At 74.1% G+C, this 24074-nt stretch carries 17 protein-coding genes; 6 read left to right on the top strand and 11 right to left on the bottom strand.

The annotated features are described in order from the left end of the window. Positions 1-107: 107 nt before the first annotated feature. Entirely contained in the window at positions 108-674 is a 567-nt protein-coding gene (locus tag ACT3TZ_RS02560) for an arsenate reductase/protein-tyrosine-phosphatase family protein (protein ID WP_444581826.1), read from the bottom strand. Between the two features lie 172 nt (positions 675-846). On the opposite strand from ACT3TZ_RS02560, the gene ACT3TZ_RS02555 reads away from it, so the two are divergent. Next, entirely contained in the window at positions 847-2508 is a 1662-nt protein-coding gene (locus ACT3TZ_RS02555; protein ID WP_444581825.1) for a M48 family metallopeptidase, read from the top strand. Between the two features lie 68 nt (positions 2509-2576). On the opposite strand, the gene ACT3TZ_RS02550 is transcribed toward ACT3TZ_RS02555, so the two are convergent. After that, the gene (locus ACT3TZ_RS02550) at positions 2577-3629 is read right to left on the bottom strand and encodes a glycosyltransferase family 2 protein (protein ID WP_444581824.1); all 1053 of its coding nucleotides are present in this window, start codon (positions 3627-3629) and stop codon (positions 2577-2579) included. 224 nt (positions 3630-3853) lie between these two features. Between ACT3TZ_RS02550 and ACT3TZ_RS02545 the strand changes: the two genes are divergently transcribed. After that, positions 3854-4765: a glycosyltransferase gene (locus ACT3TZ_RS02545; RefSeq protein WP_444581823.1), complete on the top strand. Its 912-nt coding sequence runs from the start codon at positions 3854-3856 to the stop codon at positions 4763-4765. On the opposite strand, the gene ACT3TZ_RS02540 is transcribed toward ACT3TZ_RS02545, so the two are convergent. The 9 genes from ACT3TZ_RS02540 to ACT3TZ_RS02500 are packed head-to-tail and all read right to left on the bottom strand — an operon-like array spanning position 4716 to position 17394. After that, on the bottom strand, positions 4716-6095 hold the full coding sequence (locus ACT3TZ_RS02540) for a lipopolysaccharide biosynthesis protein (RefSeq protein WP_444581822.1): 1380 nt from the start codon (positions 6093-6095) through the stop codon (positions 4716-4718). The genes ACT3TZ_RS02545 and ACT3TZ_RS02540 overlap by 50 nt on opposite strands. Next, positions 6092-6796 carry a PIG-L deacetylase family protein gene (locus tag ACT3TZ_RS02535; protein WP_444581821.1) on the bottom strand — a complete coding sequence of 235 codons (705 nt, stop codon included), beginning with the start codon at positions 6794-6796 and terminating at the stop codon, positions 6092-6094. Before ACT3TZ_RS02535 ends, ACT3TZ_RS02540 begins: the two co-directional genes overlap by 4 nt. Then, entirely contained in the window at positions 6793-7983 is a 1191-nt protein-coding gene (locus tag ACT3TZ_RS02530; RefSeq protein ID WP_444581820.1) for a DegT/DnrJ/EryC1/StrS family aminotransferase, read from the bottom strand. The genes ACT3TZ_RS02535 and ACT3TZ_RS02530 overlap by 4 nt, the downstream gene beginning before the upstream one ends. Then, positions 7980-9914, bottom strand: coding sequence for a polysaccharide biosynthesis protein (locus ACT3TZ_RS02525; protein ID WP_444581819.1), 1935 nt, complete (start codon positions 9912-9914; stop codon positions 7980-7982). Before ACT3TZ_RS02525 ends, ACT3TZ_RS02530 begins: the two co-directional genes overlap by 4 nt. Continuing rightward, complete coding sequence (locus tag ACT3TZ_RS02520; protein WP_444581818.1) at positions 9911-12367, bottom strand: hypothetical protein; 2457 nt, start codon at positions 12365-12367, stop codon at positions 9911-9913. The genes ACT3TZ_RS02525 and ACT3TZ_RS02520 overlap by 4 nt, the downstream gene beginning before the upstream one ends. Further along, positions 12364-13644 (bottom strand): glycosyltransferase, encoded by a 1281-nt coding sequence (locus ACT3TZ_RS02515; protein ID WP_444581817.1) that lies wholly within the window; start codon positions 13642-13644, stop codon positions 12364-12366. Before ACT3TZ_RS02515 ends, ACT3TZ_RS02520 begins: the two co-directional genes overlap by 4 nt. Further along, positions 13641-14783, bottom strand: a complete 1143-nt coding sequence (locus ACT3TZ_RS02510) for a hypothetical protein (protein WP_444581816.1) — start codon at positions 14781-14783, stop codon at positions 13641-13643. The genes ACT3TZ_RS02515 and ACT3TZ_RS02510 overlap by 4 nt, the downstream gene beginning before the upstream one ends. Then, positions 14780-15904, bottom strand: a complete 1125-nt coding sequence (locus ACT3TZ_RS02505) for a glycosyltransferase family 4 protein (RefSeq protein WP_444581815.1) — start codon at positions 15902-15904, stop codon at positions 14780-14782. Before ACT3TZ_RS02505 ends, ACT3TZ_RS02510 begins: the two co-directional genes overlap by 4 nt. Then, the gene (locus ACT3TZ_RS02500; protein ID WP_444581814.1) at positions 15904-17394 is read right to left on the bottom strand and encodes a sugar transferase; all 1491 of its coding nucleotides are present in this window, start codon (positions 17392-17394) and stop codon (positions 15904-15906) included. Before ACT3TZ_RS02500 ends, ACT3TZ_RS02505 begins: the two co-directional genes overlap by 1 nt. A gap of 500 nt (positions 17395-17894) precedes the next feature. Here ACT3TZ_RS02500 and ACT3TZ_RS02495 point away from each other — a divergent pair, with 500 nt between their 5' ends. The 4 genes from ACT3TZ_RS02495 (at position 17895) to metE (ending at position 24028) form a co-directional block, all read left to right on the top strand. Next, entirely contained in the window at positions 17895-19331 is a 1437-nt protein-coding gene (locus tag ACT3TZ_RS02495; RefSeq protein ID WP_444581813.1) for an MFS transporter, read from the top strand. Beyond that, a complete protein-coding gene (locus tag ACT3TZ_RS02490; protein ID WP_444581812.1) occupies positions 19324-20400 on the top strand; it encodes a hypothetical protein in 1077 nt (358 codons plus the stop codon). The genes ACT3TZ_RS02495 and ACT3TZ_RS02490 overlap by 8 nt, the downstream gene beginning before the upstream one ends. Before the next feature lie 69 nt (positions 20401-20469). Next, a complete protein-coding gene (locus tag ACT3TZ_RS02485; protein ID WP_444581811.1) occupies positions 20470-21384 on the top strand; it encodes a methylenetetrahydrofolate reductase in 915 nt (304 codons plus the stop codon). Between the two features lie 286 nt (positions 21385-21670). Continuing rightward, the gene (gene metE, locus ACT3TZ_RS02480) at positions 21671-24028 is read left to right on the top strand and encodes a 5-methyltetrahydropteroyltriglutamate--homocysteine S-methyltransferase (RefSeq protein ID WP_444581810.1); all 2358 of its coding nucleotides are present in this window, start codon (positions 21671-21673) and stop codon (positions 24026-24028) included. Positions 24029-24074 lie beyond the last annotated feature (46 nt).

Genomic DNA, 24074 nt, shown 5'->3' with positions numbered 1-24074 from the left:
GCGTCTGAAGAGGTCGCGCCAGGCCCGGCCCGGTCGGCCGCGTCTGACGAGAGGTCGCCCCAGGCCCGGCCCGGTCGGCCGCGCCGGACGGGAGGACCGACCGTGCGTCAGCGAGGACCTGCGCCCGCGAGACGAGGCGCCAGCAGCTCGACGGCCGTGGTGATCCGCTGTGCCGCAGCATGGGCGGCCTGCTCGCCCCGTCGGAAGGGGTCCGCGATCTCCCCGGCGGGATCCACGGGCAGACGGGTCCACCTCGCCACGTCCCCTCGGGTGAGCGGCGACCATGCCTCCGTCCCCGGGGCAGGAGCGCACAGCGTGGCCACGGACCCGAGCAGGCCCAGCCGTCGCACGGCTCCCGGGTGCTCGTCCAGCAGCAGGCCGCGCTGGCGCCGTGACATGACGAGGATCAGGTCCGCGTCGAGGTCGGCGAGGGTGACCTGACGCGCCGTCCGGTCGGCGGGGACCTGCACCCCTGCCCCCAGCTGCGTCGCCATCAGCGGATCCATGGCGGAGCCCTCCCACGCGTCGGTCCCGGCGCTGGAGACCGCCAGGCCCGGGACGAGATGCTCCAGGAGGGCCGCGCCGAAGGGGGACCGGCACACGTTGCCGGTGCACACGAACAGCACGGAGGCGATCGGGATGTCCGCGATGGGTTCTCCTCCGGGTGAGGTCATCGCGCCAGGATAACGAGCGCCCCGGGCGCGCCCGATCCGCGCCGGATGTCCGAGGCCGCGTGCGGCCCCAGGAACGTAGGGTGGCCGGAGGGTCGCCGCCTCTCCGCCGTAGCGGACGGCAGCGGCGCGCCCTCGAGACGACGTCCCCGTGCGCCGAGAAAGCGAGCTCATCGTGACCCATCCCCCCAGCGATCCCTATCCGCCCCGGGGCGGCGGCCCGTCCGATCCGGGCGCAGGTCAGGCTCCGTGGGATGCAGGCCGGGACCCGCGGGCGGGACAGCTGTCGCCGGCGGCTCCCGGTGCGCCGTCGGTGCCGTACGGCGCCGCGAGCCCGACCCCCGGGTACGGCAGCTCCGCCGCCGGGTACGGGAGCCCGGCCCCCGGGTACGGGAGCCCCGCCTTCTCGGCGCCGGGCGCGCACCCCGGGTCGGTCGCGCCCGGCGGCACGGGTGGGCCGTTCGGCCCCGGTGGCTCCGGTGAGCCTGCCGGTCCGGGTGGGCCGTTCGGCCCCGGTGGCTCCGGTGGGCCAGCCGGTCCCGGCGGCCCGTTCGGCCCCGGTGGTCCCGGAGGCAGCTCGGGCGGCCCCGTCCCGCCGCGCGATCCGGGAGAGCCCGCCGCCCCCAACCTCATCAACGGCGCGACCGTCCACGGGATCCTGGGTCGCCGGGGTATCCGCCACCCGTGGGAGCTCCCCCTGTTGGGCGTCGGCGTCGTGATCACCCTCGTCGCGGCGCTCCTATGGATCCTGGCCACGCTCTACTGGATCTTCCAGGGACCCGCCAACGCCCAGCGGGCGCTGAACGAGCTGGGTCTCGGCTCCACGGTCTCCCAGCTCTACGTGGCGTTCGGGCTGATGGCGCTCATCCTGTGGATCGCCCGCGCGCTCGGCTACGCGCAGCAGCGGGCCGGGGCGATCCGCATGAGCCCCACACAGTTCCCCGAGGGCTACCGCATGGTGGCCGAGGCCGCGCGACGTCAGGGCATGCGCCGTGTCCCGGACGCCTACGTCCAGCTGGGCAACGGCACCATCAACGCCTTCGCCTCGGGGCACGGGTTCCGTCGCTTCGTCGTCGTGTACTCCGACCTCTTCGAGGTGGGAGGTCACGCGCGCGACCCCGAGGCGCTGCGCTTCATCATCGGCCACGAGGTGGGGCACCTGGCCGCCGGCCACGTCTCCTACTTCCGCTACGTCTTCACCAACCTGCTCGCCCAGATCCCGATCCTGGGACCGGCGTTGTCCCGCGCCCAGGAGTACACGGCCGACAACTACGGCTACGACTTCTGCCCCTCGGGATCAGCCGGGACGATGGCCGTGCTCGGCGCCGGGAAGTACCTCAACGCCGACGTCAACGTCAATGAGCTCGCCGACCGCGCCCCGGCGGAGAAGGGCCTGTGGCTGCACATCGTCAACTGGCTCTCCAGCCACCCGATCCTCACCTGGCGCGCCTACGCCCTGCGGGATCGCCGCAGGCCGGGCAAGATCTGGTTCCGCCCCGGCAGTCCCCTGTGGCCCGGGACTCCGGCCGACGCCCCCATGTTCCGCGGCCCGCTCCCCGCCGGCAGCGTCTTCAGCGGCCCCTACCCGACGCCCGAGCAGGCGATCCGCCTCCTCGACGAGGCCGACGCCGTGCGGCCGGCGGGCTCGGCCGACCAGTGGGGGCGCTTCCCCGGGGTCGACTACGCCGATCGTCCCGCGGTGCGGACGTTCCAGACCTCGGCGCCGCTGCTCTCGCGGCCCTGGGGCGAGGTCCCGCGCTTCGGCCCCGACGACGGGCCCGGCGGGCACGGCGGCGCCCCGGGCGGCTACGTCCCACAGGACACGGTCCGCCCCTGACGGGCGCGACCTGCACGGCCCGGCCCCGCAGCGGCGGGACCGGGCCGTCGGCGTCGGTGCGGGAGAGGTCAGGCCGCGGCTGCAGCAGCGGCCGCGGTGTTCCGGTGCCGGCGCTTGCGCGCCCCGTAGGCCTGGTACGCGCGGCGGTGCAGCACCGGCGAGATCCACATCAGCAGCCATTCGGCGGCCTCGGCGCGATGCCCCTCACGAGCCAGTGCGAGGGCGCCGCGCGGGGTGATCCGGGCACGGGCCCATGCCGTGACCTCGCGACGCAGGGGGCTGTCCTGGGAGGACCCCGCCGCCTTGTGCAGGACGTGGGTGACGGTGTGGCGGCGCAGCTCGACCTCCAGGGCCGCGGCCTCGTCGGGCTCGAAGGTCTCCCGGATCAGCGGGGCGGCGAGCTCGGGCAGGTCGAGCAGACCCCACACGGAGGGGCGCAGGCCCGCGGACTGCGAGATCTCCTGGATCGTGTAGAGGTAGGGCGCGTCGTCGGCGTAGGCGACCCGCTCGGCCCGCGCCACGTGGCGCATCAGCGTGATCCAGTCCCCGTAGGTGAGACCCTCGGGGGCCACCGGCTGCGGATCGCGCAGCAGCACGTGCTGGCTGCCGACGACATTGTTGCGGAGCATCGCCCGCATGGCCTCGCGGCCGGTGGACACCGGCCCCGGGGGGTTCCAGGCCAGGGTGTGGTTGGCGACGCCGTCCTGGATGGCGATCAGCGGCATGAGGACCACGGCGGCATCGGCCTCCTCGCCCGCCCGCACGAGCTTCTCGAGGACGTCGGGGGCGATCTCGTCGTCGGAGTCCAGGAAGTGCACCCACCGGCCCCGGGCCCGGCGCAGGGCATGGTTGGTGACGCGGGAGTAGCCGCCGTTGACGGGGCGCCGGTCGATCACCAGGCGAGGGTCCGCGGGGAGATCCTCGGGGACCGGGTCGTGCTGGGAGCCGTCGTCGACGACGAGGACCTCGATGTCGGTGAGGGTCTGGGCCAGGGCCGAGGCCACCGCGGTGCGGACGTCCGTGCCCGACTCGTAGGACGGGATGACCACGGTCGCCACCGGCGCGTGGGAGGCCGCGGGCGCCTCCCGGTCGGCGGGATCGGTGCGGGGGGTCTCGGTCACGGGTGCTCCTGGGTGGTGCGCGGGCCGGGAGGTCCGGCGGCGGTGGGAGGGCGTCGCTGTCCGGTGCGCCCGGTTCGTCCTCTGGGACCCTCCCACCAGGGGCGCGCCCGGCACAAGCGCACAGGCGCGGATGCGTGCGAGCGCACATCGGACGTACCGGGACGTTCCGATGGGTAGGGTGGGTGCTCGTCACGCCCGCCGCGAGCCGTCCAGGAGGGTCCTCGGTGTCCACGCCCCCGGAGCTCACCGTCGTCATCCCCGTGCGCGACGGCGCCCACTGCATCGACGAGCAGCTCGACGCGCTCGCCGCGCAGGACGCCGTCTTCCCCTGGGAGCTGGTGGTCGCCGACAACGGCTCCCGGGACGGGACCCGCGCCGTGGTCGAGGCGCGGGCCGTACGCTTCCCGGTGCCCGTGCGGGTGGTCGACGCGGGTCAGAAGCCCGGGGTGTCCCACGCGCGCAACACCGGCATCCTGGCGGCGCGCGCGCCCCGCATCGCCATCTGCGACGCCGACGACCGCGTCGGATCGCACTGGGTGCGCGCCGCGCGCGGCGGCCTGGCCGTGCACGACGTCGTGGGCGGACCGCTGCGCCGGCTCACCGAGCCCTTCGACCCCGAGGCGCCCGAGCACGCGTTCACCTCGCTGACCGAGGACGCCGTCATGTGCTGCAACGTGGCGCTGCGCCGCGACGTCGTGCTGGCCCTGGGCGGGTTCGACGCCTCGTTCCGCGCCTACGGCCGGGAGGACTTCGAGTTCACCGTCCGCCTGGAGCAGGAGGGCCTGGACATCGGCTTCTCGCCCGAGCTGCTGGTGTACTACCGCGTGACCCCCAGCGCCCGCGAGATGGTCCGCAAGGTCTATCTCAGCGCCGTCGCCGACGTCATGGTCTGGCGCCGCCACCCCGAGGTGTTCCCCGACCGCCAGGGCCGCGGGTACGTGCTCCGCGAGGCCCTGGGGCTGCCCGCGAGCATCGTGCGGGCCGCCCGGGGCGGCGGGATGCGGCGCGTGGCCCGCGTGCTGACCACGCTCGCCGCCCACGCCCGGGTGATGCTCCCGCCGCACCACGAGCTGCCGCCGCCCGAGCTCATCGTGCGTGACGGGGCCTCGACTCGCGTCGCCGGCGACGTCTGCTGATCCCGAGGTCGGCGAGCACCTGGGGGCGGGTGCGGCGCGTCCGACGCCGCTGCGTGCGGGCGTCGAGCGCGAACAGCAGGGCCTGCAGGCCCTCGGAGACGATCAGCGCGACCGCCGCGCCGATCGCCCCCCATCCCAGGGCCCCCAGGATCACGAGCACCAGGTGCACGGCCGCCCCGGCCGTCGCCAGGCGCGCCACCTGGGAGAACCGGTGCTGGGCGGTGGCCCGGAGCATGAGCACCGAGCTGACGGCGACCATCAGCAGCGTCACGCCCATGAGCTGGGTGACGGGGGCGGCATCGCGCATCTCATCGCCCAGGTACCAGGGGATGAACCACGGCGACGCGAGCGCGAGGATCAGCCCGGCCGCGGCGTAGCCGCCGATGATCCCGCCCGCGATGAGGCGCTGGAGCCCCGCGGAGGAGTCGTCGGCCCGGCTCATGCGGGGCAGCATCGCGTCGGTGACCCCGCGCATGACCCCGCGCACCGCGTTGGAGAACCGCTCCCCGGCTCCGAAGTAGGCGACCTGCACGGGCGTGGTGACCACGCCCAGGACCACGGAGTTCGCGGTGCCCATGACGACGGTGGCGATGTTGGCGATGAACAGCGGCCAGGAGTCCACGAGGGCGTGGCGCACCGCGGCGACGGTCACCCGGACCCGCACGATGTCCTTCCACACCAGGGCCAGCATCACCCAGCTGGCGATCGCCGAGAGGGCCAGCGGGAACTGCTGCCACGTCATCGCCAGGACGATGTCCTGGGGCCCGTGCACGGTCAGCAGCAGCAGCGCGAGGGCCACCAGACGGCTGCACGAGGTCAGCAGCGCGAAGGACTTGACCCGGCCGATGCCCTGCAGGAACCAGTTGGGGTACAGCGCCCCGACGCCGATCAGCGCCACGCCCACCGCGTACATCTCCCAGTGGGTGCGCAACGACGGGACGGCGGCGACGATCACCATGAGCACCGCGGCGCAGACGGTCCACAGCAGGGCCTTGGCGGCGATGGTCGACAGGGCCACCGCCGAGCGCTCGGTACGGTCCCGGGCGACGGCGACCCGCCGGATCGCACCCATCCCGAACCCGAAGTCGGTCACGTAGACGACGATCTGCAGCAGGGCCAGCGCGAACATGAGGCGGCCCAGGTCCGCGGCGCCGAACACGCGCGCCAGGAACGGCAGGGAGACCAGCGGGTAGGCGAAGGAGGCGAGGTAGCCCAGCCCCACGGCGAGGGCGTCGGTGCCCACCCTCGCGGTCGAGTCCTTCTGCGGCTCCTCGGGTGCGGCGGTGTCCTCGGGCACGGCGGGGGAGGGGGCCTCGCGGCCGCCCGTCATCCCAGCGCCGCCAGGGCCCCGTCGTCCGCGGCCGTCACGAGCCGCACCACCTGGAAGGACTCGGCGTGGGGCAGCCCGGCCTGGCTGCCGCGGAACAGGGCCAGCGCCTCGAGCGCCTGGACCGAGCGCGGGCCGGGGAAGGCCTGCAGCTGGCTCTCGAAGCGCGCGAAGGCCTCCGTCTTGCGGGCCAGCGTGGCGCTGATGTCGACGTTCCAGGTGGGGGCGAACACGGGCTCGGCACCGGGGGCGTTCCAGAACGTCTCGGAGATCGTCTCGTACATCGCCACCAGCGTGATGTCGCGCCCGGCGCCGATGGGCCGGGTCGCGACCATCGCGGCGTCGAACACGGCACGGTGGTCCACGTGGCGGTCCGGGAAGGGGATCAGCACGATCGCGGGCCGCACCCGGTCCACGACCGCCTGGAGGGGGCCGTTCAGGGCGGCGACGGGCCCGCGGGACACCTCGACCGAGGGCAGGTCCAGGAAGACCGACTCGGCGACGCCCAGGACCTCGTGGGCCGCCCGCGCCTCCCGCTCGACGGCGGGGGCGACCTCCGCGGGGTAGAGCGGCGGAAGGTCCGAGCACGCGGCGACGACGGTCACCTCGATCCCGGCGTCGGACAGGCGGGCGATGGTGCCGCCCGCGCCGAGCACCTCGTCGTCGGGGTGGGGGGCGATCACGAGCGCACGGGGTGCGCTCACAGGACCACCTCGGCGGGGGTCTGGGAGACCGCCTGCTCGACGACCGCGCCCCGTGCGGCGGAGACCGCCGCGGCGATCCGCTCGCAGACCTCGTCGATCTCCCCGGCCGTGGTCGCGGGCGAGGAGGGCACCGAGACCCCGGTGAGGTACATGCGGTCGGCCGTGCCGTCCAGCACCCGCGGGAACCTCTCGGGATCGGCGAAGACCGGCTGGCCGTGCATGGGGGCGAACACGGCGCGGGCCTCGATGCCGTGGAAGGCGAGGGACTGGCACAGGGACGTGGGGGTCAGGTGCGTCACCTCGGGGTCGATCACGAGGTTGGTGAGCCAGCAGCTGTCCCCCTCGTCGCCCCCTCCGAGGATCGCGATCCCCTCTACGGCGTCGGCGAGCTCGCGGTAGCGCTCCCGGTGCGCGCGACGGCCGACCATGAACTCGTCCAGCCGCTCGAGCTGGGCCAGGCCCAGGGCCGCGAGGAGGTTGGACAGGCGGTAATTGAAACCGACCTCGCGGTGCTCGTAGTGCGCCACGGGCTCGCGGGCCTGCGTCGCCAGGCGCCGGGCGTGGTCGGCCAGGGCCTTGTCGTCGGTCAGCACAACGCCGCCGGAGGACGCCGTCACCATCTTGTTGCCGTTGAAGGAGAAGGCCGCGAGGCGGCCCTGCGAGCCCGCGGGGCGCCCGTCCCGCTCGGCGCCCAGGGACTCGGCGGCATCGACGAGGTACACGGCGTCGTGGGCGGACGCGATCCGGGACAGGCGGGCGTGGTCGGCGACCTTCCCGTAGAGGTCCACGGGGATGACCGCCCTGATCGGGTGCCCCGTCTCCTCGCCACGGATGAAGGCGCGCTCGAGCAGCTCGGGGGACATGTTGCCGGTGTGGTCGCAGTCCACGAACACCGGCACCGCCCCGGCGTGGACGATCGCGGCGGCCGTGGCGATGAAGGTCAGGGTGGGGCAGGCGACGTGGTCGCCCGGCCGCACGCCGGACACCAGCAGCGACAGGTGCAGCGCGGCGGTCCCCGAGGACACGGCGACGGCGTGGCGGCGGTCGGCGAGCCCGGCCAGCGCGGCCTCGAAGGCGTCGAGCTGCGGTCCCACGGGCGCGATCCATCCGGAGTCCAGCGCCCCGAGGACGAGCGCACGCTCGGCGGGGCCGACGGTGGGGACGGAGAGCGGGATGCGAGGTTTCATGACGGATCGACCTTTCGCGCCGAATGCGGGACGGGTGTGGGGATGCTGGAGGAGGGAGGGCGCGTCGGGCGCTCCCCGGTGCCGAGGACGCGCAGGTAGAACGCGTCGACGGCTGACGGCGGGGCGTGGGGCGGGGGCAGCGCGCTCGGTGCGATGCCGGCGTTGCGCACGTGCGTGACGCGCCCGGTCGTGCGCAGGATCTCCTGCTCCCCGGGCGTGAAGAGCTCCTCGGCAAGCTTCTCGCCGGGGCGAAGACCGGTGTGGACCACCGGGACGCGACGCCCGGACAGCAGCATCATGCGTTCGACGAGGTCGGCGATCCGGACGGGTGACCCCATGTCCAGGACCAGGGTCTCCCCGGGCTCGCCGACCGCGACCGCGAACAGCACCAGCTCGCACGCCTCGGGGATCGTCATGAAGTAGCGGGTGGCCTCGGGATCCGTGAGCGTCACGGGTCCGCCGGCGCGGATCTGCTCGGCGAACAGCGGGATCGCCGAGCCGCGGGACCCGATCACGTTGCCGAACCGCACCGAGACGTAGCCGCGGCCCGTGGCGTCGGCCGCGGCGGTGGTCAGGCCCTCGGCCACGCGCTTGGACAGACCCAGCACGCTCGTGGGGCGGGCCGCCTTGTCGGTGGAGATGTTCACGACGTGCTCGACCCCGTGGGCGATCGCCGTCTCGAGGACGTTGCCGGTGCCGTGCACGTTGGTCTTCCACGCCTCGGCGGGGTGGCGCTCGAGCACCGGCAGGTGCTTGAGGGCGGCCGCGTGGAACACCAGCTCGGGCCGGTGCTCGGCGAAGGCGGCGTCCAGGGCGTCGCGGTCGCGGATGTCGGCCAGGAGGAACTCCGGCGTGTCCAGGAGCGCCCGGCCGTGCAGGGACATCGACAGCGCGTGCAGCGCGGACTCGTCGCGGTCCACCATGATCAGCGACGACGGATCCAGCGCACGGATCTGGCGGCACAGCTCGGAGCCGATGGAGCCGCCGGCGCCGGTCACGAGCACGCGCCGCCCCTGGATCAGGCTGCGGGCCAGCATCGGATCGGGTCGCGAGACCGATCGGCCGATGAGGTCGGTGACGTCGAGGTCGCGGATCGAGGACACGTCGGCGGGGGATTCCAGCAGCTCGGCCATCGTGGGCACGGTGCGCAGCCAGGCGTCGTGCTCGGCCAGCTGCCGGGACAGGCGGGTCAGCAGGGCCGGCCCGGCGTCGCCGATCGCGACGACGGCGCCCCGGGCGCCGCTGCGGTGCAGCGCCGCCGCGAGGTCCTCGGTGCCCCCCAGGACGCGCACCCCCGCGGCGCGGAACCGGCGCTTGGCGGGATCGTCGTCCAGGAAGCCGACGGGCAGGTAGGGGCTCGCGGGGTCACGCACCATCTGCTCGGCGAGCGCCGTGCCCAGGCTGCCGGACCCGATCACCAGCACCGGCTCCGCATCGCGGGGCCGGCGCCCGCCCTCTACGACCCGGCGGATCAGCTGACGCAGCGCGAGGGTCAGCACCAGGGCGATCAGCCAGGCGATGACCGTGGTCGACAGCAGCAGCGGATGCCGCAGGACGGCGGCACCGGCGATGAGGGCCAGCAGCACGACGACGGCGACGAAGGTCATGGACCGCAGCTCGGGCGCCGAGCCCACCGGGTCGCGATGACGGTAGATGCCCAGCGCGATCCCCGCCGCGAGCTGGACCGCGACCGACAGGACGACGGAGAAGACGATGATGCCCTCGTGGTGCGGCGCCGGCGGTGACTGGAGCACTGCGAGGAACCAGGCGAGGACCCACAGCAGGACATCGGCGGTCCCCAGCACCACGAGCGCCACGCCCGGGGAGTTCCGACGGATCCCGAGGCGCGCGAGAACTGCCGGCCAGGGTGCGCCGGGACGTTCGTGGGAGGCCTCGGGATCTGGGGCCTGATGCCGGGACGCCGGGGTCATGTGCGGGTCTCCTTCATGGTGTCGAGGGTGGTGGGGGTGGGGGCGGTCCTCCCGGGGGACCGCCCGGGGAGTCTGCTCGGGTGGGACTGCCACCCCACGTCGTGACCGGAACGGGCCGTGTGGTGCGGCCCGTGGGGTCCGTCATCTGCGGCGTCGGGGTCGTCCGCGTTCTCGCGTCCCTCGTCGTCGGCGTCCGCCGTGGTGGAGGACAGGGGCTCCCAGGGGTTGCTGGCGTGCTCCCACGGAAAGCGGCCGGTCGCCGGAGGGGTCTCGAGGCCGTGTCCGGGCTCGTGCGGCTCCGGCACGGACGTGGGCGCCGCCGCGTCGTCGTTCCGTGCAGAGGACGTCCGATCGGTGGCGTCGGGGACGTCCGGTCGCGAGACCTCCTCCTCGTAGCGGGGGATCTCCGCCGTGACCTCCTCCTCCCGGAACTCCGCTCCGGAGGGACGATCTGCCGGTGCCCAGGGGCGCAGGGCGGCGGCGGGCGTCGCCGTCGCCGGGTGGGCGGCGCGGTCGTCCGTGCTCGCCGGACCGGTCCAGGACGTCAGGTCGTCGGTGCTCGCCGGGGCGGGGCTGTCGACCTCCGGCACCGCGGATGTCAGGTCCGCCGGTGCCGTGCCGTCCTCGGCCGAGGAGCCGTCCGATGTCGCGTCGCCCGTGGGCGCCGCACTGTCCGAGGTGAGGTCGGCGGCTGTGGCCTCGGCAGCTGTGCCCTCCGCCGGGACGTCCTCGGCAGCGTTGCCCTCCGCCTGGACGTCCTCCACCGGGGTGTCCTCGGCCTGGTCGTCCGCGACCGCCGGGGACGACGTGTCCGCAGTCGGCGTGCTGTCGGCGAACGGGCTCTCGGAGGGAGTGGACGGGCCGGCCACGGCGAGGTCGCCCTCGGGCCCGTCGGCGGGAGTCGAGGACGCGTCCTGCTCCGGCGTGCCCGGCACGGTTGCCGTGGCATCCGCGGTCTCCGGGCTCTGCGCCGAGGAGGACGAATACGTCGCCGCTGCCGCGGGGAACAGCCCGGCCGAGGCGGCGGCGGGGAAGCTCGACGCGGGCTTGGCTGCTTCGGCGGCTCGACGGGCACGTCGCGCGCTGATGCGAGGGGAGACCACCTCGGTCGGTGCGATGAACGCGCCCCCGCGTTCGGTGGCGGCACGATGCGTGTGCGCGGATTGCGCCTGAGCGGCCGTCACCGCGGCGACAGCGCCTGCGCCCGGCGACGGCTCCGGGGCCTCCTCCGGGCCGGCCGGGGTCGTCGGTCGGGACGACGTCGCCGGGAACGTCGCCGGGCCACGGGGTGCCAGGGGGGTGGACCCGTCCACGGCGGAACCGGTCCGAGCCGTGTCGGACCGACCTGCATCCGAGGTCGTGCCCTCGTCGACCCCCGGCTCCGCGACGGCGGCGCTACCGGCAGCAGTGGGGTCCTGGACGGCCACGGAATCCTCGGTCGCGTCGGACCGCTCGGCCTCGACCACGACGGCCCCTTCGATCTCGGCACCGTGGACGCGCGCACGACGGGCCGAGCGTGCGATCCGGTCGGTGGTGGCCAGCGGTCCCACCAGCAGGACCACGGCACCGTCCGGGCCCAGCCCGGTGAGCTCGGACGACGGGCCGTCCTCGACGGTCGGACGCAGGTCCGCGGAGATCCCCGCAGAGGAGGGGAGGGTCTGGAGGTGGGAGCTCAGCGCTCGAGGATCGGCACTCCCCAGCGGCACCAGGAGGAACGTCGTGCGGTCCGAAGCCCTGAGGCGACCGAGCAGACCGGCGAGGGAGGTGGGCTCGCCGAGCACCTCGGCACGGGCGAAGAGCGCACGGCGCTGCGGATCCAGCACCGCGAGCACGGGGGCTTCGATCGCGTCGGAGATGTCCTCGAGCGTGCGAGGCCTGAGGCGGCGCGCACCCTGCAGGAGCGAGAGGAGGAAGCCCACGAGGACGCCCGCCACGACACCGCCGGGCACGATGATCGTGGGGTCCGGGGCGGTCTGGGTGCCAGGCTTAGCAGCGACGATGATCGAAGGGTCGACCGTGACACCCGCTTCCGAGGTAGCGGCTATCCTCGCTGAGAGGGAGTCGGCGGCCGCGCGCGCGAGCGCCTGGGACGCCTCGGGGCTTGCGCCGGTGGCGCTGACCGCGATCACAGCGGTCGCAGGGGGGACGCTGTAGGTGACCTGCTCGGCCACCTCCTCGGGCGTCGTGTCCGCGGTCCGGGCGACCTGGGAGACGTTGTCGTCGGAGACCGCCAGCGCGATCCAGGTGGGCAGGCGGTTGCTGATGTACAGCTGGAGGTCGGTGCCTCCGCCCGCGTCGGCGCTCTCCGCCTGGATCATCACGTCGGCGTGCGAGGAGTAGGTGCGGGGCATGACCAGGACCGCGGCCGCGGCGGCGAGGCCGCCGACGACGGCGCCGATCAGGAGGATCCACCAGGTGGCGCGGAGGGTTCTCCACAGTTTCGCGGTGCTCATCGGTCTCCTCGGATCTCTGAGACGTCACGGGGCCCGGCACTGGGCGATGGGACCGTGACGCCGAGCGGCACGGCGGCCGCCCGTGGGTGCTCGTGCGCGGGTACGGACCCGGGCACGAGCGGCAGGTTCGTGACGCCGACCGCACGATAGGCCGCGAAGGACCTCTCGGCCAGGTCGGCGATGTCGTGGTGGGCGCGGGCGTCCTGCGCGGCGGCGGCGCCCAGTGCGCGGCGCCGGGCCGGGTCCCCGGCGAGGTCCGCGAGGGCCTCGGCGAGCTCGTCCGTGGTCGGACGCAGCACCCCGGTGACCCCGTCGCGCACCACGTCGCGGATGCCCGTCACGTCGTGCGCCACGGCGGGGACACCCAAGGCCGCGGCCTCGAGCAGCGACATGGGCATGCCCTCGCCCGCGGAGGTGAACAGCAGGACGTCCGCCGCCGCCAGCTCGGCGCGCAGCGCCTCCGGGGGCAGCCAGCCGGTGACCTCCACCTCGGGCGGCAGGAGCGTGCGGTCGCCCTCGCCCAGCCAGCGGAAGCGCGCGGGCGGCAGCGCGCCGCCCCGTTCGGCCCGCAGCCCCGCCCACGCGGTGGCCACGGCCCCGAACGCACGGGGCCGCTTCTGCGGGGCGATGCGCCCGACGTGGACGACCGTCACCGCCGCGCGACCCGTCGGCGCAGCATCCGCAGGCGCAGCATCCGACGACGCCCGTGCGGCGACGCCGCGGGCCACGGTCGCGAGCGCCCGGGTGTCGACGCTGTTGGCCAGCACGGCCGTGCGCGCCCCGGGCAAGGAGCGCTCCGCGAGCTGCTGCTCGGACTCCGAGCACAGCACCAGCTGGGCGCCAAGCCGCGTGCCGATCCGCTCGAGGCCGCGGAGCACGGCCACGCTGTGCGGGGTGGTGTCGGTGCGGTCGAAGGCGAAGCAGTGCGGCGAGTAGACGATCCGGTCGCGGCGCCCCGTCAGCAGCGCGGCGGCGCGTCCCAACAGCCCCGTCCGGGAGGAGTGCAGGTGGACGACATCGGCATCGGATCGACGTAGCAGGCCGGGCAGGCGCGCCGCCAGCACCGGGACCGCGGCCCGGGAGGAGGCGGTCAGGCGATGCAGGCGCACGGAGGGGCCGGTGAGGTCCTGGATGCGGTCGGGGGTGGGGGAATCGGACCGCGGCACGTAGGCGAGCTCGACCACGCATCCGGGCACGGCGGCCTGGGCGCGGGCGATCGCGGTCACGGCCATCAGCACGCCCGAGGACGAGGCATCGGTGAGGTGGAGGATCCTCATGCCGCACCCCCCGCGCGGGCGAGGCGCCGCGGACGCGCGGCGACCGAGGCGGGCTCGACGACGCCCGCGAAGGTCTCGGCCGGACGCAGCAGCGCGGCGGCCGGGAGCATCGCCAGGGCCAGCGGCAGCAGCGGCGTGAGGTGCTTGAGATAGGAGCCGTAGTCCGGCTCGAACAGCGCCTGGACCACGAGGGCCGCCAGCAGCAGCGCCGCGGCGCGCGAGGCCTGGACGCCCAGCACGGCGGGGCGGCGGGCCAGGAGCCCCCGGGCCACGGGCGTCAGGATCACGAACCAGATCGCCGCGATGAGGCCGGCGCTGGCGAGGTGGTACGCCGAGCCGCTCGCGGCCAGCGTCAGCGGCACGATGAGCAGGGCGAGCATGATCAGGGCCGAGACGATCCCGAGCACGCCCTCGGCCCCGGGGAAGGGGCTCTGGATCAGCGAGGCGACGTCGCCGGCGGTGCCCGCCCGCTCGGCGTTGGACCACTCGCGCTGGGACTGCAGGCCGCCGCCCAGCACGATCTGGAACGCCGGGGTCAGGGCGATGTAGCTGGCCACGGGCACGAGCAGCAGCAGCGCGGGATGGCGGAACCATGCCAGCGCGATCCGCCAGACGACGTACATGCCTGCGATCACGGCCCAGTACTCCCGCAGCGTCACGGCGTACACGAGGCACCCGGCGACGACGACGAGGTCCCACGCCCAGGCCCGTTCGCGGTCCCGGGGCAGCACCAGCACCAGCAGCGCCAGCACCAGGGTCACGAGCTCCTTGGAGTACTGCGCGAGGTAGGCCAGCGCCAGCACGTAGGAGGCGCCGACGGCCGCGAGGCCGATGATGGTCAGCTCCCGCAGCCGGTCCCACCCGATCGCCACGAACACCGCCACCGTGAACACGATCATCGCCAGGACGGCGGTCGCCGAGGGACGATCGGCCAGCCCCAGGGTCCGGTAGAGCGCCGCGGTCACGGCGAAGCCCTCGGAGTCGCCCACCGGGATCCGCCCGGCGATCGAGTCCTGCAGGTGGGCGTCGTCCATGAGGAACTGTCCGGGCAGGACGGCGCGGACAGCGGGCGCGGCGATCAGCGCGCAGCCAGCGATGATCACGACGGCGATCTGGTTCCCCAGGCCCCGGCCGCTCATCGGGCACGCTCCGCGGTGAGATCCCGGCACGCCTCGACGAAGGCCTCGGTGAAGCCGTGTCCGGCCGTCGCGGTCGCGGCGCGGCCCATCGCGTCGAACGCGGCGGGATCCGAGGTCACCGCGAGCACCCGCCCGGCGGTGTCCTCGAGGTCGCCGTGGTGGTGGACGGCGTCGACGCCGTCCGTGGTGTCGGCCGCGAGATCGCCGACGGGGGTCAGCACGCACAGCATCCCCGCCGCGAGCGCCTCGTGGGCGGACATCGCGTAGCCCTCCACGTCCGAGAGCTGCACGAAGACGTGGGCCTGCCCGGCCGCCCGCTCCACGCCCGTGCGATCCAGCGGACCCAACAGCTCGATGCGCAGGCCAGGGCCGCTCCGGGCGGCGCGCTGCTCGAGGTCGTGGCGCTCGCCGTCATCGGGCCCGGCGATCAGCAGCTCGACGCCGCCGGGACGCCGCGCCGCCAGGATCTGGGCGAGCTCGACCACGCGGTCCAGGCGCTTCTGCCGGGCCATCCGCCCCCAGAACACCAGGCGCAGCGGCTCGTCGGCGACCGGGGCGGTGCGTCCGGGACCGGAGGCGTCCAGCGGGGAGGACTCCGGGCGCACGATCCGGTGGGGCACCGCGGTGCCGGCGCGGGCCAGCGCCGGACGCACGATCGCCTCGTAGGAGGCGTCGGAGTCGCACAGGATCGCATCGGCCCGGGGCAGGCACCAGGTGTGCACGAGCCGGTCGGCGGCGTTGGTGTACGCGGCCAGGTGCACCCACACGATCCAGCGGGTGCCGGGGGACAGCAGCCGGGCGATCGGCCCCAGGGCGACGACGCGCCACAGCGAGGTCACGAGCACCTCGGGACGCGTGCTCCGCACCTCCCGCAGCAGGCGCAGGGCCGAGAGCGGGCTGTTGACGGAGGAGCCCGTGACGTGCGCGTGGACGGCCTCCTGACCTTCGGGAGCCCCGGCCAGCGCCCCGACCCGGTACTCGATCGGCTCGTCGATCACGGCGGTCGCCGAGGTCCCGGAGACCCGTGTCCGCGCACCCCGACCGACCGTCGAGCGCAGGTGCTCGGCGGCCGCTTCCACCCCGCCGAAGGTCGTGGCGTGGATCAGGTGCAGGATCCTCATCAGACGGCGCCGTCCTTGGCGAGCACGGCCCGCACGGTGCGCACGAGGATCCCCAGGTCCAGGGCGATCGACCAGTTGTGGGCGTAGTGCACGTCGAGGCGGCGCGCCTCCTGCCAGGTGAGGTTCGAGCGCCCGGAGACCTGCCACAGCCCGGTCATGCCGGGCGTGACGCCGAGGCGATGGGAGTCGGTGCCGGTGTACATCGCGACCTCGGCGGCCCGCTGGGGCCGCGGTCCGACCAGGCTCATGGTCCCCTGCAGGACGTTGAACAGCTGGGGCAGCTCGTCGATCGAGTAGCGCCGCATGAAGCCGCCCACGCGGGTCAGCCGCGGATCGTCCTTGACCTTGAACAGGGGGGTGCCGGCGGTCTGCTGGGCGGCCAGGAGCTCCTGGAGGCGCGCGTCCGCGTCCACGAGCATCGTGCGCAGCTTGTAGATCTCGAAGGGCTCCCCGTCCTTGCCGATCCGCACCTGGCGGTACTTCACGGGGCCGCGGTCGTCGAGCTTGATGGCGATCGCCGCCGCCAGCAGGACCGGGGACAGCGCGAGGATGATCAGCGCCGAGCCCACGACGTCCATCGTGCGCTTGGCCCACCGCGCCCAGTGCGAGGGCAGCGGCGGTGCCACGAGGACGGAGACGCCGGTGGAGTCCGCCGCGCCGAGCAGACGCGAGTAGCGGACGGTGCCGTCGAGGATGTCGACCTGCACCGGCACACCGCGACCGCGCAGCGCCCAGCTGATCTCGGAGACGGTGGTGGGGGAGAGATGCCCGGAGATCCGCACCACGTCCGCGCGCGTCGCGTCGACCGCCAGCACCGCCGCTCGGGTCACGCGGTCCACGGCGCTCTCGCGGTCATCATGGGCGTCGACGACGACGACCGCCTCCGCGCGGGGCAGGGACTCGTCGTCGAGGAGGGCCACCGGGGCGACCACGACGGTGCGGATGCGGAACACCCGGGCGCCGAGCCCGATCGCGAGGACGGTCAGCAGCGTGGTGGCGATCAGGCACAGCAGGATCGCGCGCACCTCGGGGATCGGCACCCCGATCGCCCAGAGCACCCCCGTGCCCACGACGACGGTCTGCCCGGCCGTGAGGGCCGGGCGCACGGCCCGCGCGCTGGTGTATCCCGACCAGCTGAGGGACAGGGCGGCGGTCACGGCGAGCCACACGAGGTTGGCCAGGAGCATCGGGGCGAAGGTGCCCGCGGGGGCGATCCCCAGCGGCACCGCGAACGCCGGCACGAGCAGCGCGACGACGACGGTGGTCCCGGCCGCGACGGCGGAGCGGCGCAGGTGGCCGGACGGGCCGTGGGCCAGATCGGTGAGGCGGTGGTCCTCGACGAGGACCGGGCGAGCGGTGTCCGGGCGCTCGGGCGCCGCGCCCCCGACCGGACCCCGACCGTCCGCCGGACCGTCGTGGGCTCCGTCGAGGTCATGGGTCGCCGGGATCTCGGCGGTGATCGCCGCGTCGCGGGCGACTGATGCGAACATGGTTCTCCAGAGCTGCAATCCGACGTCGGACCCCAAGGTCCGGACACGCTGTGCCCGGTGACCTCGGCGGGCTCCCCCCGACGCGGACGATGACGGCGGTCCCTCCCCGGGACTGCGCACCCCCGCGCGCCGGGCCTTCGCCCTGCCCCAGAACCTAAGGCGTCCGAGTCCGGATCACCTGATTTATATGGGGTCCTTCACACAATACGGACAAGTCACGCTCCCGGGGCGGTTCCCGGTGTGAACTCCGACGCATATGCGCTGGTCACGTCCCGGAATGCCGGTCGCAAGGCATCCCCGGTCACCCCCGCGTCGCATGCGGAGGGGCGTGCCGCGCGTACTGACCTCGGACCCGGCGCGGCAGCACCGTCGGGCCGTGCGGGCCCACCTCGCCGCTGGGCGGTTCGTCGAGGTCGGGCGCGATGCCGAAAATGTACTCCGGGAGGACAACCCCTGACAAGCCGATCGGCGCCCCGGGACCCCCTGCCTAGACTGTCCCGGTGACCAGTGCGCCGTCCTCCAGGAGCTCCCAGCCTCCGGTGCGGCGACGGCTGATGATGCTCGTGCTGCTCGCGCCGCTGTTCATGGCGCTCGTGGCGGTCTCGGTCATCAACGTCGGGCTCAACGCGATCGGGCACTCGCTGGGGGCCGACGACGAGAGCCTGCAATGGGTCATCTCCGGGTACGCGCTGACCTTCGGCCTCTTCCTGGTGCCGGCAGGCCGCACGGGCGATGCCACGGGGCGCCGACGGATGCTCCTGATCGGCATCGCGGTGTTCACGATCGGCTCGCTGCTGGCCGGCTTCTCGCCCTCGATCGACATGCTCAACATCGCCCGTGTGCTCCAGGGCGTGGGCTCGGGCCTGCTGAACCCCCAGACGGTGGGGCTCATCCAGCTGCACTTCCGGGGCCAGCAGCGGGCGCGGGCCTTCGCGCTGCTGGGCACCACCGTCGCGGTCGCGACGGCGATCGGCCCCGTGATCGGCGGCTTCCTCATTCAGGTGCTGGGCGAGGACGCCGGATGGCGCTGGATGTTCCTCATGAACGTGCCCATCGGCGTGGTCGCGATCCTCGCGGGACTGCGCTGGGTCCCCGACGACCGTCTGCGCGACCGGGGTGCCCGGCCCGACCTCGACCCCGTGGGCACGCTGCTGCTGGCGATCGCGATCCTCGCGGTGATGCTGCCGTTCCTGGAGCGGTCGGCCTCGCGCCTGGTGTGGCTCGGGATCCCGCTGGGCCTGGCGCTCGTGCTCGTGTGGGCATGGTGGGAGAACCGCTACAAGGAGCGGGGACGATCACCGATGGTGGACCTGGCTGTGTTCTCCAACGCGGCGTTCCGCAACGGGATCCTCATCATCTCGATCTACTTCATGGGCTCGACGAGCATCTGGATCATCGTCCCCCTCTACCTGCAGCGCCACCTCGACCACACGGCCTTCGAGGCCTCGCTGCTGGGGCTGCCCTCGGCGGCCTGCGCCGCGATCTCCTCGCAGATCGGCGGACGATTCGTGCTGCGTCTGGGCCGGCGCCTGGTGATCGGCGGCTTCGCGACGGTGCTGGTGGGCCTGGGCCTGGTGGTCGTGGTCGTCGAGTACGTGGAGTCCGGGGCGGTGTCGTTCTGGGTGCTGGCGCTGCCGCTGATGCTCGTGGGGGTCAGCCAGGGCATGACGATCTCGCCCAACCAGACGCTCACCCTGAGCGCCGTCGATCCGCGCTTCGGCGGGGTGGCCGGCGGCGTGCTCCAGCTGGGGCAGCGGATGGGCGCGGCGATGGGCACCGCGATGATCCCCGGGCTGCTGTTCGCGCTGACCGCCGGCGGCGCCTCGTGGCTGTCGGCGTTCACGCTCGCCCTCGTGGCGATCATGGTGTTCACGGTGGGGGCGCTCTTCGTGTGCCTGCGGGACCGACACAGGGAGAAGGCGATGCTGGATGCGTGAGCGAGCGATCTCGGCGGGACGCCGCCCCCTGCTGCTGGGCGGCGCCTCGCTGGCGGCCGCGCTGGGGCTCGCGGCCTGCGGCGACGGGGCTCCCGACCCCGAGCCCACCTCGAGCGCGACCCCCACCCCGGAGCTCCCTGAGCCGCATCCGGCCGAGGGCGGCCTGGCACGGTTCGGGTTCCACCTGGGCGCGCCCACCGCGGCGCGTCATGACCGGTTCCGCGAGGACCTGGCCTCCGTCGGCAGGCTGGGCATGGGCTGGGCGCGCTTCGCGGTGCTGGGCCGGGACGTCGTCCAGGACTGGGGCGCCCCGGGCGGTCCGATCCGGATGCGCGAGAGCGCCCTGGACATGATCGACGACGCCGTCGGCGCGGCCCGCGACGCCGGGCTGTCGGTGTACGTGATCACGAACGATGCGTGGAGCGACCACACGGCGAGCGAGGACGTGTTCCTGGCCAAGATGCGCCTGTATTGGGAGGCCGTCGCCCGCAGGATCGCGGACCGGGTGGACGTGTGGCAGGTGTTCAACGAGGCCGATGGCAGCCACTACCGGACCGTCGAGCACGTCGACCCGGCCGATGCCGGGTACATGGGTCGCCTCGCGGCGGCGGTCGGCGCCGCCCGGGACGTGATCCACGGCGTCGGGCCCGACGTCCGGGTGACCACCAACCTGTTCGGGTACCCGGTGGACCAGGCCATGACGGAGCGCTGGGACCTGGGGATCGCGGCGCTCGCGCCGGCGATGGACGTCATCACGCTCGACGCCTACCCCCAGCTGTTCACGGACGCCACCCAGCGGCTCGTGGACTACATCGCCCGCGCCCGCGCCACCACCGGCAAGGAGGTGCTGGTCGGGGAGATCGGCCTGCAGACCTGCCCGGAGTGCTTCAGCGAGACGGACCAGGCCCAGGCCTACGCGCTCTACATCGACGCCCTCTCCCGCAGCGAGGCCTCCGCCGTGCTGTTCTACGAGCTGCGGGACGAGGACGGCGACTTCGGCGTCCTGACGGCCGACAATGCGCCCAAGCTCGCCGGGACCATGCTCCTGCGCGCCGCGGGCAACGGCTGAGGCGTCACGCCGCGTCATCTGCGGACACGGACGGTGGATCCCGGCCCGCCGCCCGCCTAGATTCGGGGCATGTCCGCTCCGTCCACGCTGCCCGAGCTCGCCCGTGCGGCCGGAGCGCGCCGTCGCCTCGCGCTGAGCTACGAGCTGTTCCCCGCCCGCTCGGAGGCCTCCTTCGACCGGCTGCGGGAGACGGTCGCCCAGCTCGAGGCCACCCGCCCCGACTACGTCTCGGTCACCAGCCGCACCGGCCAGGAGAACCTCTCCCGGGTGCTCGAGCTGACCGAGCACGTGCTGAGGGAGACCTCGCTGCGCCCCCTCGTGCACCTGACCTGCACCGGGTCCAGCCGCACCCAGCTCGAGCTCGTGATCGATGCGCTGCTGGACCTCGGGGTCCGCGGGATCCTCGCGCTGCGCGGGGACGTCACCGACGCGCACCGCGCCGACGAGGACGAGGTGCCCTTCGCCCGCTACCTCGTCGAGCTGGTGCGGGAGATCGAGCGGCGCCGCACCGCGATGCTCGCCGGCGGGCGGGTCTCGATCGGCGTGGCGGCCTACCCGCGACGCCACCCGGAGTCCCCGACGCGACGGCACGACCTCGAGGTGCTCGTCTCCAAGGAGCGCTCGGGCGCGGACTTCGCGATCACCCAGGTGTTCTTCGACCCCGCCGATTACGTCGACCTCGTGGACCGGGCCCGCGACGTCGGGGTCCGCATGCCCATCGTCCCCGGCTTCGTGCCCGCGACGGATCCGCGGCGGCTGCACCGGCTGGCCGAGCTGTCCGGGGTGCACGCGCCGCCGGAGCTGCTGCACGCCCTGGAGTCCGCGCGCGACGAGGCCGAGCGACGGCGGATCGGGGTGCGCTGGAGCGTGGACCTGATCCGGCAGGTCCTCGACGAGGGCGCGTCGGGTCTGCACCTCTACACCTTCAACCGCCACGAGGTGGCGCTGGACGTGCTCGAGCAGATCGACCTGTCCCGCGCGTGACCGCACCGTCGCCGGGGGACTGCGTGACGGAGCGCCGGCGATCTCCGACCACCTCCCACCGGGCATCTGCCCGGGACGGGGCGACCAGGCCGACGACGCCGGTGCCACACGAGGACACACGGCGTCACGGACGTCCGCCCGCGGCCCGCGGGATCCGTACCGTGGCGGCCGTGACCGGCCGCGCCGGAACCCCGATCAGGACGGGACCCACGACCGGATCCCCGTCCCCGTACCTGCCCAGGACCGCACCATCCCCGAGGCCCCCGGCCGCGGACAAGGAGACACGATGAACCAGACCCCCATCCACGAGACCGCCGCGAGCACCGGCGCCCTGCCTGCCGCGACGATCGTCGGCTACCCGCGCATCGGCCCCGACCGCGAGCTCAAGAAGGCCGAGGAGTCCTACTGGGCCGGCCGCATCGACCGCGCGCAGTTCGACGACGCCGTCCGCGAGCTCCGCCGCCGCACGCGCGCCCGCCTCGTCGAGCTGGGGCTCTCCGAGGTCGCCGCGATCCCCGGGACGTTCTCGCTGTACGACCAGGTGCTCGACGCCGCCGTGGCCACCGGGATCGTGCCCGCGCGCCTGGCGCACGTGCTCGAGGCCGACGGCACCGTGGGCCTGGACGGCTACTTCACCCTCGCCCGCGGCGACGCCCAGCAGTCCCCGCTCGAGATGACCAAGTGGTTCGACACCAACTACCACTACCTCGTGCCCGAGATCGGCCCGGACACCGACCTCCGTGTCGCCTCGACCCAGGTGATCGACCTGTTCCGCGAGGGCCTCGAGGACGGCGTCACCGAGCGCCCCGTGCTGGTGGGCCCCGTGACGCTGCTGCTGCTGTCCAAGGCCGCCGACGACGCCCCGGAGGGCTTCGACCCGCTGGACCGCCTGGACGACCTCGTGGACGTCTACGCCGAGCTCCTGGGCCGTCTCGCCGAGGCCGGCGCCCCCTGGGTGCAGCTCGACGAGCCTGCGCTCGCCGCCGACCAGCGGATCGGCGCCGACGCCCTGGCCGCGCTCCTCGAGCGCGCCGAGGGCCGCCTGGCCGCCGTATCCCCGCGTCCGAAGATCCTGGTCACCACGCCCTACGGCGGGATCGGGGCCCTGCTGCCCTCGCTCCTGGCCACGGGTGTCGAGGCCGTGCACGTCGATGCGACGCGCGGGGACCTCCCCACCGTCGAGAACCTCGCGGGCATCGCCGGCGTGCGGCTCGTCGCGGGTCTCGTCGAGGGCCGCACCGTCTGGCGCACCGAGCTGACCACCGCGGCCGCCCGCCTGGCCGTGCTGCGCGAGCGCGTGGCCGAGGCCGGCGGCGACCCCGCCGCGGTGTCCGTCTCGACCAGCGTGTCGCTCCAGCACGTGCCCCACACCCTGGACCTCGAGCCCAACCTGCCCGGTGACCTCAGCGAGACCCTCGCCTTCGCCGACGAGAAGGTGCGCGAGGTCGTGGCGCTCGGCGCCGGCTCCGTGACGCCCGGGGACGCCGACGGCTCCCGCTCGGTGCCGCGCGACTTCGCCGGCGTGCGCGACGAGGCCGTGCGCGCACGCGCCGCGGCGCTCGCCGCCGACGACCGCGACCGCGCCCAGTACCCGATGCGCGCCGCCGCCCAGCGCGAGGCCCTGGGCCTGCCGGAGCTGCCGACGACCACCATCGGCTCCTTCCCGCAGGTCAAGGAGGTGCGCCGCGCGCGGGCCGATCTGCGGGCCGGACGCATCGATGAGGCCGCCTACGTCGAGGCCATGCAGCAGGAGATCGCCCGCGTGATCGCCCTGCAGGAGCGCCTGGGCCTGGATGTGCTGGTGCACGGCGAGCCCGAGCGCAACGACATGGTCCAGTACTTCGCGGAGAACCTCGAAGGCTTCGCCGTGACCGAGAACGGCTGGGTGCAGTCCTACGGCTCGCGCTGTACGCGCCCCTCGATCCTGTTCGGCGACGTCTCGCGCACCGCGGCGATCACCGTCCCCTGGGCCACCTACGCCCAGTCCCTCACCGCCAAGCCCGTCAAGGGCATGCTGACGGGCCCCGTCACGATCCTCGCGTGGTCCTTCGTGCGCGATGACCAGCCCCTGGGCGAGACCGCCGATCAGGTGGCCCTGGCCCTGCGCGACGAGGTCGCCGACCTCGAGGCCGCCGGGATCGGGATCGTCCAGGTGGACGAGCCCGCCCTGCGCGAGCTGCTGCCGCTGCGCCGTGCCGATCAGGACGCCTACCTCGACTGGTCGGTGGGCTCGTTCCGCCTCGCGACGTCGGGTGTGGTCGATGCGACGCAGATCCACACCCACCTCTGCTACAGCGAGTTCAACGAGGTCATCGACGCGATCGACGGCCTGGGCGCGGACGTCACCAGCATCGAGTCGGCCCGCTCGCGCGGCGAGGTCGTCGACGCGATCGACCCCGAGCGCTTCTCCCGCGGGATCGGGCCGGGCGTGTGGGACATCCACTCCCCGCGTGTGCCGAGCACCGAGGAGATCGAGGAGCTGCTGATCAAGGCGCTGGGCACCGTGGGCCCGGTCAACCTGTGGGTCAACCCCGACTGCGGGCTCAAGACCCGCGGCTACGCCGAGACCGAGGAGAGCCTCGCGCACCTCGTCGAGGCGACGGTCGCCGTGCGGGCGCGCGCCGACGAGGCCGCGACCGTCTAATCCGTGTGCTCCGGGGCGCGCGCCGTCGCGCGCGTGCCCCGGACCG

The organism is Brachybacterium sp. AOP25-B2-12 (genome assembly GCF_052378625.1).
Lineage (GTDB): Bacteria > Actinomycetota > Actinomycetes > Actinomycetales > Dermabacteraceae > Brachybacterium.
Note: the sequence above shows the minus strand (reverse complement) of the source record. Positions and strands in the feature narration are given on the sequence as shown.

Bases quoted from the DNA above. Each gene is read 5' to 3' on its own strand.
- ACT3TZ_RS02560 (WP_444581826.1), bottom strand. From the start codon at position 674: ATGACCTCACCCGGAGGAGAACCCATCGCGGACATCCCGATCGCCTCC.
- ACT3TZ_RS02540 (WP_444581822.1), bottom strand. From the start codon at position 6,095: ATGACGGGCGGCCGCGAGGCCCCCTCCCCCGCCGTGCCCGAGGACACC.
- ACT3TZ_RS02530 (WP_444581820.1), bottom strand. From the start codon at position 7,983: ATGAAACCTCGCATCCCGCTCTCCGTCCCCACCGTCGGCCCCGCCGAG.
- ACT3TZ_RS02525 (WP_444581819.1), bottom strand. From the start codon at position 9,914: ATGACCCCGGCGTCCCGGCATCAGGCCCCAGATCCCGAGGCCTCCCAC.
- ACT3TZ_RS02520 (WP_444581818.1), bottom strand. From the start codon at position 12,367: ATGAGCACCGCGAAACTGTGGAGAACCCTCCGCGCCACCTGGTGGATC.
- ACT3TZ_RS02515 (WP_444581817.1), bottom strand. From the start codon at position 13,644: ATGAGGATCCTCCACCTCACCGATGCCTCGTCCTCGGGCGTGCTGATG.
- ACT3TZ_RS02510 (WP_444581816.1), bottom strand. From the start codon at position 14,783: ATGAGCGGCCGGGGCCTGGGGAACCAGATCGCCGTCGTGATCATCGCT.
- ACT3TZ_RS02505 (WP_444581815.1), bottom strand. From the start codon at position 15,904: ATGAGGATCCTGCACCTGATCCACGCCACGACCTTCGGCGGGGTGGAA.
- ACT3TZ_RS02500 (WP_444581814.1), bottom strand. From the start codon at position 17,394: ATGTTCGCATCAGTCGCCCGCGACGCGGCGATCACCGCCGAGATCCCG.
- ACT3TZ_RS02490 (WP_444581812.1), top strand. From the start codon at position 19,324: ATGCGTGAGCGAGCGATCTCGGCGGGACGCCGCCCCCTGCTGCTGGGC.
- ACT3TZ_RS02485 (WP_444581811.1), top strand. From the start codon at position 20,470: ATGTCCGCTCCGTCCACGCTGCCCGAGCTCGCCCGTGCGGCCGGAGCG.
- metE (WP_444581810.1), top strand. From the start codon at position 21,671: ATGAACCAGACCCCCATCCACGAGACCGCCGCGAGCACCGGCGCCCTG.